General features: G+C 63.7%; 13 protein-coding genes. 4 read left to right on the top strand and 9 right to left on the bottom strand.

Annotated features, from left to right (window positions below):
* Window positions 1-6 precede the first annotated feature (6 nt).
* From oxlT (AC1DEL_RS17595) to oxlT (AC1DEL_RS17610), 4 genes are all read right to left on the bottom strand, one after another.
* Window positions 7-1,326, bottom strand: coding sequence for an oxalate/formate MFS antiporter (oxlT, locus tag AC1DEL_RS17595; protein WP_092299759.1), 1,320 nt, complete (start codon window positions 1,324-1,326; stop codon window positions 7-9).
* A gap of 515 nt (window positions 1,327-1,841) precedes the next feature.
* Window positions 1,842-2,054, bottom strand: a complete 213-nt coding sequence (locus tag AC1DEL_RS17600) for a hypothetical protein (RefSeq protein WP_092299756.1) — start codon at window positions 2,052-2,054, stop codon at window positions 1,842-1,844.
* Between the two features lie 237 nt (window positions 2,055-2,291).
* The gene (locus tag AC1DEL_RS17605) at window positions 2,292-3,203 is read right to left on the bottom strand and encodes a LysR family transcriptional regulator (RefSeq protein ID WP_092299753.1); all 912 of its coding nucleotides are present in this window, start codon (window positions 3,201-3,203) and stop codon (window positions 2,292-2,294) included.
* Window positions 3,200-4,531, bottom strand: a complete 1,332-nt coding sequence (oxlT, locus tag AC1DEL_RS17610; RefSeq protein ID WP_477159137.1) for an oxalate/formate MFS antiporter — start codon at window positions 4,529-4,531, stop codon at window positions 3,200-3,202. The genes AC1DEL_RS17605 and oxlT (AC1DEL_RS17610) overlap by 4 nt, the downstream gene beginning before the upstream one ends.
* A 215-nt stretch (window positions 4,532-4,746) precedes the next feature.
* Between oxlT (AC1DEL_RS17610) and AC1DEL_RS17615 the strand changes: the two genes are divergently transcribed.
* Together AC1DEL_RS17615 and AC1DEL_RS17620 are read left to right on the top strand one after the other, a co-directional pair.
* A complete protein-coding gene (locus AC1DEL_RS17615; RefSeq protein ID WP_092299747.1) occupies window positions 4,747-5,715 on the top strand; it encodes a LysR family transcriptional regulator in 969 nt (322 codons plus the stop codon).
* 107 nt (window positions 5,716-5,822) lie between these two features.
* Window positions 5,823-6,137 (top strand): HAD family hydrolase, encoded by a 315-nt coding sequence (locus AC1DEL_RS17620; RefSeq protein WP_454757756.1) that lies wholly within the window; start codon window positions 5,823-5,825, stop codon window positions 6,135-6,137.
* Window positions 6,138-6,316: 179 nt separating this feature from the next.
* Here the strand turns inward: AC1DEL_RS17620 and AC1DEL_RS17625 are convergent, their stop codons facing one another.
* A complete protein-coding gene (locus tag AC1DEL_RS17625) occupies window positions 6,317-8,446 on the bottom strand; it encodes an acetate--CoA ligase family protein (RefSeq protein WP_441593463.1) in 2,130 nt (709 codons plus the stop codon).
* Window positions 8,447-8,501: 55 nt separating this feature from the next.
* A complete protein-coding gene (gene frc, locus AC1DEL_RS17630; protein ID WP_092299738.1) occupies window positions 8,502-9,734 on the bottom strand; it encodes a formyl-CoA transferase in 1,233 nt (410 codons plus the stop codon).
* A gap of 349 nt (window positions 9,735-10,083) precedes the next feature.
* Here frc (AC1DEL_RS17630) and sucC point away from each other — a divergent pair, with 349 nt between their 5' ends.
* Together sucC and sucD are read left to right on the top strand one after the other, a co-directional pair.
* Complete coding sequence (sucC, locus tag AC1DEL_RS17635) at window positions 10,084-11,298, top strand: ADP-forming succinate--CoA ligase subunit beta (protein ID WP_477126063.1); 1,215 nt, start codon at window positions 10,084-10,086, stop codon at window positions 11,296-11,298.
* Between the two features lies 1 nt (window position 11,299).
* Window positions 11,300-12,223, top strand: a complete 924-nt coding sequence (gene sucD, locus AC1DEL_RS17640; RefSeq protein ID WP_092299735.1) for a succinate--CoA ligase subunit alpha — start codon at window positions 11,300-11,302, stop codon at window positions 12,221-12,223.
* Window positions 12,224-12,298: 75 nt separating this feature from the next.
* Here sucD and AC1DEL_RS17645 read toward each other — a convergent pair whose 3' ends face one another.
* The 3 genes from AC1DEL_RS17645 to oxc all read right to left on the bottom strand — a co-directional run bounded on the left by AC1DEL_RS17645 (window position 12,299) and on the right by oxc (window position 15,989).
* Entirely contained in the window at window positions 12,299-12,745 is a 447-nt protein-coding gene (locus tag AC1DEL_RS17645) for a PAS domain-containing protein (RefSeq protein ID WP_144197077.1), read from the bottom strand.
* 218 nt (window positions 12,746-12,963) lie between these two features.
* On the bottom strand, window positions 12,964-14,214 hold the full coding sequence (gene frc / locus AC1DEL_RS17650) for a formyl-CoA transferase (protein ID WP_477159138.1): 1,251 nt from the start codon (window positions 14,212-14,214) through the stop codon (window positions 12,964-12,966).
* Between the two features lie 41 nt (window positions 14,215-14,255).
* A complete protein-coding gene (oxc, locus tag AC1DEL_RS17655; RefSeq protein ID WP_092299727.1) occupies window positions 14,256-15,989 on the bottom strand; it encodes an oxalyl-CoA decarboxylase in 1,734 nt (577 codons plus the stop codon).
* Window positions 15,990-16,201 lie beyond the last annotated feature (212 nt).

Genomic DNA, 16,201 nt, shown 5'->3' on the forward strand with positions numbered 1-16,201 from the left:
GTCAGGTCAGGTCAGGTCGTCCGGCACGGCCCGATAGCCCATCGGCGGCGCCGAACTATCGTTGACGTACTTCCGGGCATGGGCCTCGCGCATCGGCTTGAGCACGAAGATCGCCAGCACCGCCGAGAGCGCCGCCATGCCGGAGGCCAGCATGAACACCGCGTGCCAGTCACCGGTGGCGGCGGTAATCACACTCGAGAACGGTACCAGCAGCGCGGCCGTGCCCTTGGCCGTGTACAGCAGGCCGGCGTTGGTCGCTGCAAACTTGGGGCCGAAGGTGTCGCCACAGGTGGCCGGGAACAGGCTGTAGATCTCGCCCCAGGCGAAGAACACCACGCCGGTCAGAATCACGAACGCCACCGGGTTGTGCCCGTACTTGGACAGCAGCAGGATGCCGACCGCCTCCACCGCGAAGGCCAGGAACATGGTGTTCTCGCGGCCGATGTTATCGGAGATCCAGCCGAAGAACGGCCGGGTCAGCCCGTTCAGCACGCGGTCGATGGTCAGCGCGAAGGTCAGCGCCGGCAGCGTCAGCCCGAGGATGGACACCGGCGAGTCATGGAGCCCGAAATCCTTGGCGATGGGGCCCAGCTGCGCCGTGGCCATCAGCCCGCCGGCGGCCATCATCACGAACATCGCGTACATCACCCAGAAGATCGGCGAGGACAGCACCTGGCGCGGCGACGCATTATAAGTAGCAGCCGCCTTCAGGGTGCTCTTCACGTCGGAGAGGATCTTGGCCGACGGCGGATAGAGCGCCAGGCCCAGGATCACCACCACGATGCCTTGCCCCAGCCCGAAGGTCAGGAAGGTGCTCTCGTAGCCGCTGGTCTTGATCATGTTGGCGATGGGCACCACGGTCAGCGCGGAGCCCGCGCCGAAACCGGCCGCCGTAATCCCCGCCGCGAGCCCGCGCCGGTTGGGGAACCACTTGAGCGCATTGCCCACGCAGGTGCCATACACCGCGCCGGCCCCGACGCCGCCAATGGCCGCAGCGAAGTACAGCAGCGGCAGCGACGACGCCACCGAGTTCAGCGCCCATGCAATCGCACAGAGCAGGCCGCCGCCCACCACCACCGGGCGCGGGCCGTACTTGTCGACCAGATAGCCCTCGATCGGCACCAGCCACGTTTCCGTGACCACGAAAATCGTAAACGCCACCTGGATGGCCGTGCGGCCCCAGTGGTATTTGTCATCGATCGGATTGACGAACAGGGTCCAGCCGTATTGCATGTTGGCGATCATCGCCATGCAGATAACGCCGAATACGAGCTGCGTCCATGGGGACGCAAATCGTGACGTGGACGCGCTTTGCTGTAGTTCCATGGTGTCTCCTTCTGGCGGTCATCGCCGCCGTTGTGGATGGGCATCTGATTCGATGCCTCTGTGTACCGCTATCGTTTTCTAGATGTTTTCGTAGAGTGGCTCGCCGCTCTAGTGCTATACAGTATGTGGTATATCACCCAAGTCAAGCCGTTTTCAGTGACCAGTTTTTCTGCCCGATACGACTCAGACCACCGCCGCCCGGAGCGAGGCTGGCAGTGGTGCGCCGGGCGCATCAAACCATGCCGCGAAACGGCGCTCGGTTCGTTGCCGATCAATGACTTAGCGGACGGCGCCAGATCAATGGCGCGACCTGGCGGCAAGCACCTGGGATGCTGCAATGCGAAGGGAAAAAAGATGTCCTAGGGAAAGTCCTAGGCCTTGGGAAAGGCTGGAAAACGCTGGATCAGGCGGGGGATGAAGCGAGGGGGAAACGAAAGATACGGCCGATGAGTACGACGACTGCTGGGAGGGAGTTGCCGGCCGCTACAAGCTCCCTGCCTTCGAACCCAACTGGCTTACGCGTGGGCGAACTGCGGGCGCGCGCCAGCGGCAGGCGTCGCACGGCCGATCCCGTCCACTGCCTGATCCGAGCCGAGGCCGGCAAAGCGGCCATGGTCACCGGCGGTGGTCAGCAGACCCATCGGCAGGCGCGTGGCAATCAGCCAGGTTACGGAAACACCCGAGGCAATCAGACCGAGGGCGATGAGGGAAAGCTGTGCGGCGTGCATGAAAACTCCTGAATGAGGTAGGTCAATGAGTCTTCAGTATATGCTGCACCGCGAGGTCTGTAAATATCCTGTATGTGATATATCAATAGAAGATTGGCACTAAAAACAACAACGCACCCCGTGGGGTGCGTTGTGGATCGCTTCTTGCGAGAACGACTGGCGAATTCGAGGGAAATAGCGCCTTATTCAGCGCAAAAAACGTTGCGGCGCTGCATCAGATGAATCCGATTCACGGCCCTACCCCGCTTTCTTCATCTGGCCCTGTTCGTACTCCTGGCCACGCAGGTTGTCCCACACCGCCGCCGCGTTGGGCTTGAGCGAGCGCGCCTTCCTTCGAACCAGCATCACGTTATTGTTGACCTGGGGCCGCAAGGGCCGCAGCACGGCCGCGGGCGCCAGACCGGCGGCCTGCGTGCGCGACGGCACCACGCCGATGCCGAGCCCCATCGCCACCATGCCGAAAATCGCCGAGAAATGCCCGAGCAGCTGCAAGGCGCCGGGCCGTACGTGATAGGTGGCCAGCGCGCGCTCCACGGCGGGCTGCACGCCCGAGTTGTGGTCGAGCGAGAGCACCGAGGCATCGGCAAGTTCGCCCCAGCCGAGGGACTCGCGCGCGGCCAGCGGATGCCCGGAGGGCAGCACCGCGTGCAGCGGGTCCATATAGAGCGGTTCGCAATAGAGGTCGTCGCAGGCCACCGGGTTGCTGGCGATGCCGAAGTCCACCTCGCCGCTGCGCACACTTTGCAGCACGCATTCGTGCGAGCGGTCGCGCAGCGTGATGCCGATGCCGGGCCATGCCGTACGGCAGCCGGCCACCCACATCGGCATGGACATCGACGACAAGACCGGATCGGTGGCGATATGCACGGTGCCCTGGCTGGGCTTGCCGGTGCCGTGGCTCTCGCGCAGCGTCTGCTCGACTTCCTCGATCAGATGGCAGATCCGTTGGGACAGATGCTCGCCGGCGTCGGTCAGCTCCACCTGGCGCGTGGTGCGGTCGAACAGCCGCTGGTCGATTTCCTCCTCCAGCTCACGCACGCTACGACTGATGGCCGACTGGGTCAGGCCGAGCTCCGCCGCCGCGCGCGTGAAGCTCTTCTGGCGCGCAACCGCAGCAAAGGCCTTCAGTTGGGGAAGCGAAACATTCATGGTGCCGCTCCTTGTCCTTGCATGGTGGGATGGGTTGCCGCGTGTCCGGTGATGAAGCGCCGGCGCATCGGCTGCAACAGGAACTTGGCGGACAGCCCCGCAGCCACGGTCAGCACGGCCGCCACCGTGAAGACCAGGCTCCATCCACCGCGATGCGACAACACCGAGGCCAGCGGCACCAGCATCGCCGCCGTCCCCTTGGCCGTATAGAGCGTGCCCGCATTGGCTGCGGCGTACTCGCTGCCGAACGTATCGGCACAGAGCGCCGGGAAGATCGAGAAGATCTCGCCCCAGAACAGGAAGGTGAGCGCCGCGAAGAACATGAACCAGTACGGGTTGTGTCCGAACTCCATCAGCCCGATCAGCGACAGCCCTTCGCCGATGAAGATGAAGAACATGGTGTTCTCGCGGCCGATGCGGTCGGAGATCAGGCCGCACAGCGGGCGCGTCAGCCCGTTGCAGAGGTTGTCGATGGACAGCGTCATGGTCAGCAGCGGCAGCGTCATGCCCAGCAGCGTGACCGGCATCGAGGCGAAGCCAAAGTCCTTGGCGATGGGGCCGAGCTGCGCAGTGGCCATGATGCCGCCTGCCGCCACGGCCACGAACGATGCGTAGATCACCCAGAACACCGGCGTGCGCACCATCTGGCCCGGCGTCAGCGCCACGGGGTTGGTCAGGTTGGCCTTGCCGGCGACGAGCCCCTTGGGCGGCTTCGGCTTGACCAGCAACATCGCCAGGATGAAGATCAGCACGCCCTGCAAGATGCCGAACGTGAAGAACGCGTGCTCGTAGCCCGATTTCTGGATCATGTTGGCGATGGGGATCACGGTCAGCGCCGAGCCCGCGCCGAAGCCGGCGGCGGTCAGCCCGGCGGCCAGGCCGCGCTTGTCCGGGAACCACTTCAGCGCTTTGCCCACGCACGTCCCATAGACGCCGCCCGCGCCGATACCGGCCACGACGGCCGCCGCGTAGAGCATCGGCAGCGAGGTGGCGAACGAGTTCATGACCCAGGCTGCTCCGGCGCACAGCGCGCCCACGGCCACCACGGGGCGCGGGCCGAACTTGTCCACGAGCCAGCCCTCTACCGGCACGAGCCAGGTTTCGGTGACGATGAAAATGGAGAAGGCGACCTGGATGGGGGACTCGCCCCAGTGATGACGCGCATTCATGGGCGTCACGAACAGCGTCCAGCCGTACTGGAGGTTCGCCACGAGGCCCATGCAAAGGACGCCGATGAAGAGCTGGAACCAGCGATTGCGGAGCAAGCCGCCCTGCCCGTCCAGATTGCCGTTGCCAAAGGCGGGGCCTGCCGCGTGCGGGTGCGCCATGTCGTGTCTCCTTACATTAGTGTGTCTCGCGCTCTGACGGCGCGACTGGTGGGCAGACCTGCGTGGGGACGCCCTACTTCACTACTGAATGAGCGCGCCTGACATTGCGGCACGTTGCATTGCTGATTGATGCTACTTCAAACTTAGATACGCAAAGCATAAAGTTTTTTATTATGATCATTGACGATCCTTTATAGATTGCAGGATATCGACCAATGAAGAACGCCACGCTGCGCCAGTTGAAAGTGTTCGAAACGGTGGCCCGCCATCTGAGCTTTTCGCGCGCGGCGGAGGAACTGCATCTCACGCAACCCGCTGTTTCCACACAGGTTCGGCAGCTCGAACATCACGTGGGCCTGCCGCTGTTCGAGCAGCTGGGCAAGCGGATCTACCTCACGCCGGCCGGCACGGAGATGCTGCACTACAGCCGCAGCATCATCCAGCAATTCCGCGAGGCCGAGGACGCGATGGCGCAACTCAAGGGTATTTCCGGAGGCCGGCTCAACGTGGCGGTGATCAGCGCCGGCGATTATTTCTTTCCCCGCCTGCTGGCCGAATTCATGAATCGGCATGATGGCGTGACGCTGAATCTCGCGGTGCACAATCGTGAGGAACTGTTGCACCAGCTGGCCGGCAACCTGACCGACCTCGCCGTCATGGTGCGCCCGCCCGAAGGCATGGACACCATCGCCGAGTCGTTCGCCCCCCACCCCTATGTCATCGTGGCCGCGCCGAACCATCCGCTGGTCGGGCGCCGCGACATCCCCCTGGCCGGGCTGGCCGAAGAGGCGTTCGTCTCGCGCGAGAAAGGCTCCGATACCTGGAATTCGATGCAGGAAGGCTTTGCCGGGCGGCTCTCGAACCTGCGCATCGCCATGGAGATCAAGAGCACCGAGACGATCAAGCAGGCGGTCATCGCCAATATGGGTATCGCCTTCCTGTCCGCGCACACGGTGGGGCTGGAGCTACAGGCCGGCAAGCTGGCCGTGCTCGACATCGAGGGATTCCCAGTCATGCTGAACTGGTATGTGGTGCACCGCAAGAACAAGCGGTTGCCGCCCGTGGCGCTGGCATTCAAGCATTTCCTGATGGAAGAAGGCGCCACCCTGATCCAGCAGATCACCGGCGTGGAGGGGCTGATCCGGCCGCGTATCGCCCGCCAGGTCCAGATTCCCAATGTATAAGCGATAGCTTATGGTTTCTTGATGAAACTTTAATTATCGTAAATCGTTCGTCGCGCCTACTCTGCACTTGTACCAAGCTCGTGACCTTGCAAACACAGGAGACGATCATGAACCCACTGCATCCCGCCGCGTCTTCCGCGTCCGTTTCGTCGCCCGTCGCCGGCGCCACGGGCCCTGATCGTACGTTGCAACTCGCCGCCTTCAACGCCGCCTTCGCCGAACTGGGCCTGCGCTTCCGCTGGGACATGCCGATGTTCGAGTGGCTCTGCGGCATCGAATGCGAGAAGACCCGCGTGGCCCGCTATGTCGAGGAACACCACGCGCATCTGCTCAACGCCTACGACGCGCCGTTCCTGAGCCAGTTGATCTTCGACAAGAAGAACGAATACCTGCGTGCGATGTCCGGCACCGGCATGAACTAGGCGTTTTACGATTTCCCTTTACGATTCGTCGCGCAATACCAGACAGGCCGTTCCCTCGGGAACGGCCTGTCGCATTTGCCCCTTCGTTTATCAAATGCCCCCAACGGTTGCTGTCTCGCTGGGGGCTGGTTGTGCTGGAGATGCCGGCAGGTCTGGCTATGCCGGCGGGGCGGACCGCATCAGATCTTGCCCGCTCCCCTCGCCCACTTGTACTTCGCGCCGAGCACCGCCACCGGGATTTCGGTCGAGTACGCGTAGGACGGCACGCCGTGCTCGTACAGGTACTCGGCAGCTTCCTCCACTTGCACGTCGCCGGCCAGCGACGCCACGATCGGCTTTTCGATGCCCTTCGCCGCCATCTCTTCCTTCACCTCGATGACCAGCTGGGCGAACACCATCGGCGGCGTGATGATCGTGTGCCAGTAGCCGAGGATGATCGCGTGGATGCGCGGATCTTCCATGCCAAGGCGCAGCGTGTTCTTGTACGTCGTGGGCGGTTCGCCGCCGGTGATGTCCACCGGATTGCCGGCCGCGCCGAACGGCGGGATGAACTTGCGGAACGCTGCGTCGAGGTCGTCCGGCATCGTCATCAGGGACAGGTTGTTGTCCACGCAGGCATCGGACAACAGCACGCCCGACCCGCCCGCGCCCGTGATGATGACCACGTTCTCGCCCTTCGGCGTCGGCAGCTTGGGAATGCCGCGCGCGAACTCGAGCAGGTCGCGCAGCGAGCGCGCCCGAATCACGCCGGCCTGCTTGAACACGTCCTCGTAGATGCGGTCGTTGCCGGCCAGCGCGCCGGTGTGCGAGCTGGCTGCCCGCGCGCCCATGCTGGTCCGGCCAGCCTTGAGCACCACCACCGGCTTCTTCTTCGACACCCGGCGCGCCACCTCGGCAAAGGCGCGGCCATCCTTCAGGTCCTCGCAGTGCTGGGCGATGATCTCGGTGTTGTCGTCCTGCTCGAAGAAGGTGAGCAGATCGTCTTCGTCGATATCCGACTTGTTACCCAGGCCGACGATGGCCGACACGCCCATCTTGGCCGAGCGCGAGAAGCCGATGATGGCCATGCCGATACCGCCCGACTGCGACGACAGCGCCGCCTTGCCCTTCACGTCATACGGCGTGCAGAACGTGGCGCAAAGGTTCTTCGGCGTGTAGTAGAAACCGTAGATATTCGGTCCCATCAGGCGGATGTCGTGCTTGCGGGCAATCGCCACGATCTCGTCCTGCCCTTCCACGTTGCCGGTTTCGGCAAACCCGGACGGAATCAGCACGGCGCCGGGAATGCCCTTCTTGCCGACTTCCTCGAGCGCCTGGGCCACGAACTTGGCCGGGATCGCAAACACCGCCACATCGATTTTGCCCGGCACGTCGAGCACGCTCTTGTAGGCCGTCATGCCCATGATCTCTTCGGCCTTGGGGTGGATCGGGTAGATCTTGCCCTGGTAGCCGCCGTTGATCAGGTTCTTCATCACCGAATTGCCGATCTTCCCGTCCTCGGCGGACGCGCCGATCACCGCCACCGTGTCCGGGCGCATGATGCGGTTCATCTGCTTGACGATCTGTTCCTGCGTCGGACGGTACTTCTCCGGCTGCGGCGAGAAGTCCACCACGATCCGCACGTCGGCGGCGATGGCGCCGTCCTTGCTGGCGAACACCGGGTTCAGGTCCAGCTCGGAAATCTCCGGGAAATCGCTGACGAGCTGCGACATGCGCTCGATCATGCCGGCCAGCGCCTCGCGGTTGGCCGGGTCGGCGCCGCGCACGCCCTTGAGCACCTCGGCAGCGGCAATGCCGTCCAGCATCGACAGCGCATCTTCGTTGGTGGCCGGTGCCATGCGGAAGGTGATGTCCTTGAGCACTTCCACCAGCACGCCGCCCAGGCCGAACGCCACCAGCTTGCCGAACGACGGATCGGTCACGGCGCCGATGATCACTTCCTGGCCGCCTGTGATCATTTGTTGCACTTGCACGCCGATGATTTCGGCGTTGGCGTTGTACTTCTTGGCGTTCTCGATGATGGTGCGGTAGCCCTGCTCCACATCCGCCGCCGATTTCAGGCCCACCAGCACGCCGCCGGCTTCGGTCTTGTGCAGGATGTCCGGCGAGACGATCTTCATCACCACCGGAAAACCCATCTTCGTCGCCAATTCCACCGCGTTCGACGGCGATTTGGCCACGCCCTCGCCCGGCACCGAGATGCCATAGGCGTCGCAGACGAGCTTGCCCTCGGGCGCCGTCAGCGCAGCGCGCCCCTCTTCCTTCACGGTCGCCAGAATCTTGCGTACCGCATCCTTGTCATGTGCCATGTCAGGTCTCCATCTGTTCAGGCATTGCAGACAATCATTCGAGAGGTGGCGCGGCTCAGACCGCGCCGGCCGCCTTCAGCGCCGCGATCTGGGCCGGCGAGCGGCCGAGCCAGTCGAGGATTTCTTCGGTGTGCTCGCCCAGCAGCGGCGAACGTTCCACTTCCACGGGCGAGGCAGAGAGCGTGATCGGGCAACCCAGCTGCACGTACTTGCCGCGCTCCGGGTGGTCCAGCTCGACCAGGTAGCCGCGGTCGAACATCGACTCGTCCTCGATCAAGTCCTTCATCGAGAGAATCGGGCCGCACGGCACGTCCACCTCGTTCAGGGCGTCCATGACCTCGAATTTCGTCTTGGTCTTGGTCCACTTTTCGATGATGGAGAAGCACTCGCCCAGGCATTTCAGGCGCGCTTCCGGCGTGGCGAACTGCGGATGGGTGATCAGGTCCTCCCTGCCGCACAGGCGCATCAGCGGCTCCCAGCCTTGCGGCTGGATGATCACGTAGACGTAGTCGTTGGCCCCGCCCGGCGAGCAGCGCAGCGCGGCGCCCGGCTGGCCGCCGCCCGACGCATTGCCGGCACGCGGCACATAGTCGCCAAAGGTTTCGTTCGGAAATTCCTTAAGCGGACCGGCCGAGAGGCGCTGCTGGTCGCGCAGTTTCACGCGGCAGAGATTCAGCACCGAATCCTGCATCGCCACTTCCACGCGCTGGCCACGGCCCGAATGCTCGCGGTGCAGCAGCGCGGCCAGGATGCCGACCACGCAGTGCACGCCGGTACCCGAGTCGCCGATCTGCGCGCCGGTCACCGTCGGGGCACCATCCTCGGTACCGGTCGTGCTGGCCGAGCCGCCCATGCACTGGGCCACGTTTTCGTACGCCTTGCAGTCCGCGTACGGCCCCGGGCCGAAGCCCTTGATCGACGCGTAGATCAGGCGCGGGTTCAACTCCTGCAGGCGGTCCCAGTCGAAACCGGCGCGGTCGAGCACGCCGGGGCCGAAGTTCTCCACCAGCACGTCGCAGCGCTGCACCAGGTCTTCCAGCAGCGCCTTGCCCTCGGGCGTCTTCATGTTCAGCGTGAGGCTGCGCTTGTTGGAGTTCAGCATCGTGAAGTAGAGGCTGTCGGCGTTCGGCACGTCGCGCAGCTGGCTGCGCGTGATGTCGCCCCGCCCGGGCAGTTCCACCTTGATCACGTCGGCGCCCAGCCAGGCCATCAGCTGGGTGGCCGAGGGGCCGGCCTGCACGTGCGTCATGTCCAGGATGCGGACACCGTCGAGTGCTTTGTTATTCATGCGTTGTCTCCTTGAGTATTCCCGTGCGCGCTTGCTGGATAACGTATGTGATATATCACGACACAACAAGAAGAAAATGCAGCGCGGTTCAGACTTTTCATTCCGCATCGCAATAGATCCTGCGGCATACACGAGCGTTAACCCGCAACATAGAAGGCTTTGCGATCAATCTTGCGCGATTGATGCGATGGCCTTGTCAGCGCGGACATCCCTTTTGCGCGATTCAGCTCGCACCCAGTTTCGGCATGATTTTATTATTGATATATTACATATAGTATTTTACGCCGCGAAGAACTGAACAGGCGGGTCCCGACCTGCGGCCCGCGGCGCTTTTCAACCGAGGAGACACGTGAACATTCACGAATATCAGGCCAAGGAGTTGCTCAGGCGCTATGACGTGCTTGTACCGCACGGCCGCGTGGCCTTTACACCAGACGAGGCCGCCCATGCCGCCCGCAAGCTGGGCGGCCCGGTCTGGGTGGTGAAGTCGCAGATCCACGCTGGCGGCCGCGGTGCCGGCCGCTTCGCGGATGACAGCTCGGGTAAGGGCGGCGTGCGCGTGGTGAAGTCGATCGATGACGTCCGCTCGAGCGCCGCGCAGATGCTGGGCAAGACCCTGCTCACCAGGCAGACCGGCCCGGCCGGCCGGGTAGTGCGGCGCCTTTACGTCGAGGAAGGCTGCGACATCGCGCGCGAGCTCTACCTGGGCATCCTGATCGACCGCGCCACGTCGCGCATCACGATCATGGCGTCCACCGAAGGCGGCATGGAGATCGAGGAGGTTGCCGCACGCACGCCCGAGAAAATCCTGAAGGTGGCAATCGATCCGGCCAGCGGCATCCAGCCGTTTCATGCACGCCGGCTGGCATTCGGCCTGGGGCTGTCGGGCAAGCAGGTGGGCGCGGCTACCCGTTTTATCCTCTCGACCTACCGCGCGTTCACCGAACTCGACGCGTCGATCGTCGAGATCAATCCGCTTGTGGTCACCGGCAGCGGCGACGTGATGGCGCTCGACGCCAAGTTCAGTTTCGACGATAACGCCCTCTTCCGCCATCCCGACATCGATGCCATGCGTGACGAGAGCGAGGAAGACCCGGCCGAGACCGAAGCCGCCCGGCACGCCCTGAACTACGTGCGGCTGGACGGCAACATCGGCTGCATGGTGAATGGCGCAGGCCTGGCGATGGCCACGATGGACATCATCAAGCTCCATGGCGGCGAGCCGGCCAACTTCCTCGACGTAGGCGGCGGCGCCACGACGGAGCGCGTCACCGCGGCGTTCCGGCTGATCCTGGCCGATCCCAGGGTCGAAGGGATTCTCGTCAATATCTTCGGCGGCATCATGCGCTGCGACGTGATTGCCGAAGGCGTGGTGGCCGCGGCGCGCGAAGTGGACCTGACCGTGCCGCTGGTGGTGCGGCTGGAAGGCACCAACGTCGACCTCGGCAAGAAGATCCTGCGAGATTCGGGCCTGCCGGTCGTCTCGGCCAAGGATCTTGCCGATGCGGCCGAGAAAGTCGTGTCCGCCGTGCGCACGCACCCATCGAAGAAGGGAGGAAAGTGAAATGGCCGTGCTGATCGACAAAGACACCCGCGTGATCTGCCAGGGCTTTACCGGCGCACAAGGCACATTCCATTCGGCACAGGCACTGGCCTATGGCACGAAGATGGTGGGCGGCGTCACGCCCGGCAAGGGCGGTGAATCGCACCTGGGCCTCCCGGTCTTCGATACCGTGGCCGCTGCCGCCAATGCCACAGGCGCCGACGCCTCGGTCATCTATGTGCCGCCACCGTTCGCCGCCGATGCCATCCTGGAAGCGGTCGATGCCGGCATCGCGCTGATCGTCTGCATCACCGAAGGCATTCCCGTGATGGACATGGTGCGGGTCAAGCGTGCGCTGTCGGGGTCCGGCAGCCGCCTGGTTGGCCCGAATTGTCCGGGGGTAATTACGCCGGGGCAATGCAAGATCGGCATCATGCCCGGCCACATCCATACACCGGGCAAGATCGGCGTGGTGTCGCGCTCGGGCACGCTGACTTATGAGGCCGTGGCGCAGACCACGGCGGCCGGACTGGGGCAATCGACCTGCATCGGCATCGGCGGCGATCCGGTGAACGGCACCGACTTCATCGACTGCCTGGAGATGTTCCTGGCCGACGACAAGACCGAAGGCATCCTCATGATTGGCGAGATTGGCGGATCGGCGGAGGAAGAGGCAGCCCAGTTCCTGCGCGATGCGCACAGGCGCAAACCGGTGGCGGGCTTTATCGCCGGCACCACGGCGCCGCCGGGACGCCGCATGGGGCACGCCGGCGCGATCATCTCGGGCGGGACGGGCACGGCGGAAGCGAAGGTCAACGCCATGCGCGAAGCCGGCATCCATGTCGCCGGGTCGCCAGCGGAGCTGGGTGCGACCATGGCGGCGGCAATGAAGCAGGCATCGGAACGCGCCCCGCTCAGACGAAACCTGGCGTTGGCCAGCGCGTGAACGTAGAAACGGAAAAGGCCGGAGAATCGCCCGGCCTTATCGTTCCTGCGCCATGCTGCAACTGCGTCCGGTGAGTCAGCCGGCTCCTGCCTCGGCGCCCGTCCTGGCTTCCAGTTCCGTGATGCGCTTGCGCAGCGCCCGCTCTTCCTGGAAGCGCACGGTCTCGTCACGGATCACCGCCACGATGCCGGTGATTTCCCCGCCCTGCCCGTGCAGCAGCGCCACGGTAAAAGCGATCGACATCGCTTCGCCGTTCTTGTTGATCGCCGGGACCTTGAGCAAGTCATGGCCGTAGCGGGTCTGGCCCGTTGCCATGGTCTTGTCGTAGCCCTCCCAGTGGCGCGCACGCAGGCGCTCGGGAATAATCAGATCCAGCGACTTGCCCAGGGCCTCCTCTCGGGTGTAGCCGAACATGTACTCGGCGGCCGGGTTCCATAACGTGATGGCACCGTCGGCGCCGGAGATGATCACGGCGTCGCCGATGGCCGACACCAGCTGTTCATAGTCGATCGCGGTCTGCATGGTCTTGGTCTTTCCTGAGCTTTCCAGGCGAATGGGGGGTGGCGAGGTTCGCCACCAGGGGTCCGGGCTGTCATTGTGGCACTGTCGGCCATGCCGGTCCCTCAGCTTGGCGTCCAAACCATGAAGCGCCAGGGTGCGTTACGTCCCGTCTACGCATTCCCCGGCGCTCCAGGTGTGACCCGCTGTCACATTGGGCACTGGCAGTGCTGGCGCCTGGCTCAGATCACCTGCGACTCACGCAGACGGGAGATCTCCTCGGCGGCATAGCCCAGGCTGGCCAGCACTTCCTCGCTGTGCTCGCCCAGCAGCGGCGAACCGGTGATTTCCGGCTTCATGGCCGAGAACTTGATCGGGCTGCCCACGGTCAGGTAGGTGCCACGTTCCTTGTGCGGGACTTCCACGATCGAACCGCTCTTGCGCAGCGATTCATCCGCCGCGAGTTCCTTCATTGACAGCACCGGCGAGCAGGGAATATCGAACTTGCGCAGGATGTCCACCGCCTCGTACTTGGTCTTGTCGGCAAGCCATTCTTCGATGGTCTTGAAGATTTCGAAGATATGCGGCTGACGGCCCTTGGGCGTGTTGTAGTTCGGATCGCTGATCCACTCTTCCTTGCCCAGTGCCTTGCAGATCGGCTCCCAGGCGTGGCCCTGGATGGTGAAGTAGATATAGGCGTTGGGATCGGTCTCCCAACCCTTGCACTTCAGCACCCAGCCCGGCTGGCCGCCACCGCCGGCGTTGCCACCACGGGGCACCACGTCGCTGAACGTGCCGTGCGGATACTGGGGATACTCTTCCAGATAGCCCTGGCGGTCCAGTCGCTGCTGGTCGCGCAGCTTCACGCGGCACAGATTCAGCACGGCGTCCTGCATCGATACGGCAACCTTCTGACCCTGGCCGGTCTGCTGGCGGCCGATGATCGCGGTCAGGATGCCGATGGCCAGGTGCATGCCGGTGTTCGAGTCACCCAGGGCGGCGGCCGACACGGTCGGCGGGCCGTCCCAGAAACCGGTGGTCGACGCGGCACCGCYAGCGCACTGTGCCACGTTCTCGTAGACCTTCAGGTCTTCATAGTGGTGGCCGTCGCTGAAGCCCTTGACCGATGCCACGATCATCTTCGGGTTCAGTTCCTTGATGCGCTCCCAGGAGAAGCCCATGCGGTCAAGCGCACCGGGGCCGAAGTTCTCGACCAGCACATCCGATTCGCGGATCAACTGCTCCAGGATCTTCTTGCCTTCCGGCTTCTTGGTGTCCAGCGTCAGCGAGCGCTTGTTGCTGTTCAGCATGGTGAAGTACAGCGCGTCCGCGTCGGGAATGTCGCGCAATTGCGTGCGGGTGACGTCGCCGGAGCCGGGGCGCTCCACCTTGATGACGTCTGCGCCGAACCATGCGAGAAGCTGCGTGCAGGCGGGGCCGGCTTGCACGTGCGTAAAGTCGATGATCTTGATGCCGTTGAGTGGGAGGTTCACAATCGCTCTCCTGATGGAATAGAGGGTGAAACTGGGGTGGATTACTTCTTGGCCGCGCTCTGCGGATTCAGATTGGTCAGACGACCGCTTTCGGTACCGGCAGCCGGGTCGATGACGGCGTTGACCAGCGTGGGCTTGCCCGACCGCAAGGCTTCGTTCACCGCGGCTTCGAGTTCCGCCGGTGTGGTGACGTTGTGACCAACCCCACCGAACGCTTCCATCATCTTGTCGTAGCGCGCCCCCTTGACGAACATCGTGACCGCCGGATCGTTGCCGCCGGTCGGATTCACGTCGATACCCTTGTAGACGCCGTTATTGTTGAAAATGACGATGCAGATCGGCAGGTTGTAGCGGCAGATAGTTTCCACCTCCATGCCCGAGAAGCCGAACGCACTGTCACCGCACAGCGCGAGGACAGGCTTGCTGGTTTCGACCGCCGCAGCGACCGCGTAGCCCATGCCCACACCCATCACGCCCCAGGTGCCCACGTCGAGGCGCTTGCGCGGCTCGTACATGTCGATCACGGCACGGGCGTAGTCCAGCGTGTTGGCGCCTTCGTTGACAAACGAGATGCCCGGATTGGCTTTGACGACGTCCTTCAGCGCGCGCAGCGCGCTATGGAAGTTCATCGGCGACACATCCTTGGACAAGGTCTCGGCCATCTTCGCCAGGTTCTTGTCCTTGCGTTCGTCCACCGCGTTCAGCCAATCGGCGCCCGGCTTGGCAAAGCCGTTGCCGATCTTGTCGAGCATTGCCGATACGCACGAACCAATGTCACCCACTACGGGCGCGGCGATGGCCACGTTACTGTCCATCTCGGTCGGCGAGATGTCGATCTGGATGAACTGCTTCGGCTTGCCCCAGGTCTTGCCTTTGCCGTGCGACAGCAGCCAGTTCAGGCGGGCGCCGACCAGCATCACCACGTCAGCTTCCGCCAGCACGTACGACCGTGCGGCCGAGGCCGATTGCGGGTGTGTATCGGGCAGCAGGCCCTTGGCCATCGACATCGGCAGGTACGGAATGCCGGTCTTCTCGACCAGCGCGCGGATATCCGCATCGGCGCGAGCGTATGCGGCACCCTTGCCCAACAGGATCAGCGGGCGCTTGGCGCTCTTCAGCAGCGCGACAGCACGGTCGATCGAGTCCGGTGCAGGGAGTTGGCGCGGGGCCGGGTCCACCACCTTGATCAACGACTTGCGGCCACGCTCGGCTTCCATCGACTGGCCCAGCAGATTGGCCGGCAGGTCCAGGTACACACCACCCGGACGGCCCGACACGGCGGCGCGGATGGCACGCGCGATACCGACACCAATGTCTTCAGCGTGCAGCACGCGGAAGGCAGCCTTGGCGTGCGGACGGGCGATAGCCAGCTGGTCCATCTCTTCGTAGTCACCCTGCTGCAGATCGACGATCTCGCGCTCGCTCGAGCCGCTGATCAGAATCATCGGGAAGCAGTTGGTGGTCGCATTCGCCAGCGCCGTCAGCCCGTTCAGGAAGCCGGGCGCAGACACGGTCAGGCAAACGCCCGGCTTCTGCGTGAGAAAGCCGGCAATCGCTGCGGCGTTGCCGGCATTCTGCTCATGACGAAAGCTGATAACGCGCATGCCGTTGGCCTGCGCCAGACGGGCCAGATCCGTGACCGGAATACCGGGCAGGCCGTAGATGTTCTCGATGCCGTTCAGCTTCAGCGCTTCGATGACCAGATGAAAACCATCGGTTTGTGCCTGATGTTCTTCGCCAGCCTGACGCTGCAGCTCGTTTCCGACTTCTGCCATGGTTGCATCCTTCTATACAAATTGACGGGGATTGGAAAACTTCTGCTTCAAGGTGTCTTCAGCGGTCGTTCTCGCGCCCGCCTGGCTACTTCGGACTTCACGATGTCTCCTCCTTGACGATTCGCTACAGGCAGCGACCTTTGGCAAATACGGTATGTGATATATCAGTATTCAGCAAGCACTGATGCGAACTTTCGTCGATGCGCCGCAGC

The organism is Cupriavidus sp. 10L43_2 (genome assembly GCF_056395265.1).

Bases quoted from the DNA above. Each gene is read 5' to 3' on its own strand.
- oxlT (WP_092299759.1), bottom strand. From the start codon at position 1,326: ATGGAACTACAGCAAAGCGCGTCCACGTCACGATTTGCGTCCCCATGG.
- AC1DEL_RS17600 (WP_092299756.1), bottom strand. From the start codon at position 2,054: ATGCACGCCGCACAGCTTTCCCTCATCGCCCTCGGTCTGATTGCCTCG.
- AC1DEL_RS17605 (WP_092299753.1), bottom strand. From the start codon at position 3,203: ATGAATGTTTCGCTTCCCCAACTGAAGGCCTTTGCTGCGGTTGCGCGC.
- oxlT (WP_477159137.1), bottom strand. From the start codon at position 4,531: ATGGCGCACCCGCACGCGGCAGGCCCCGCCTTTGGCAACGGCAATCTG.
- AC1DEL_RS17615 (WP_092299747.1), top strand. From the start codon at position 4,747: ATGAAGAACGCCACGCTGCGCCAGTTGAAAGTGTTCGAAACGGTGGCC.
- AC1DEL_RS17620 (WP_454757756.1), top strand. From the start codon at position 5,823: ATGAACCCACTGCATCCCGCCGCGTCTTCCGCGTCCGTTTCGTCGCCC.
- AC1DEL_RS17625 (WP_441593463.1), bottom strand. From the start codon at position 8,446: ATGGCACATGACAAGGATGCGGTACGCAAGATTCTGGCGACCGTGAAG.
- frc (WP_092299738.1), bottom strand. From the start codon at position 9,734: ATGAATAACAAAGCACTCGACGGTGTCCGCATCCTGGACATGACGCAC.
- sucD (WP_092299735.1), top strand. From the start codon at position 11,300: ATGGCCGTGCTGATCGACAAAGACACCCGCGTGATCTGCCAGGGCTTT.
- AC1DEL_RS17645 (WP_144197077.1), bottom strand. From the start codon at position 12,745: ATGCAGACCGCGATCGACTATGAACAGCTGGTGTCGGCCATCGGCGAC.
- oxc (WP_092299727.1), bottom strand. From the start codon at position 15,989: ATGGCAGAAGTCGGAAACGAGCTGCAGCGTCAGGCTGGCGAAGAACAT.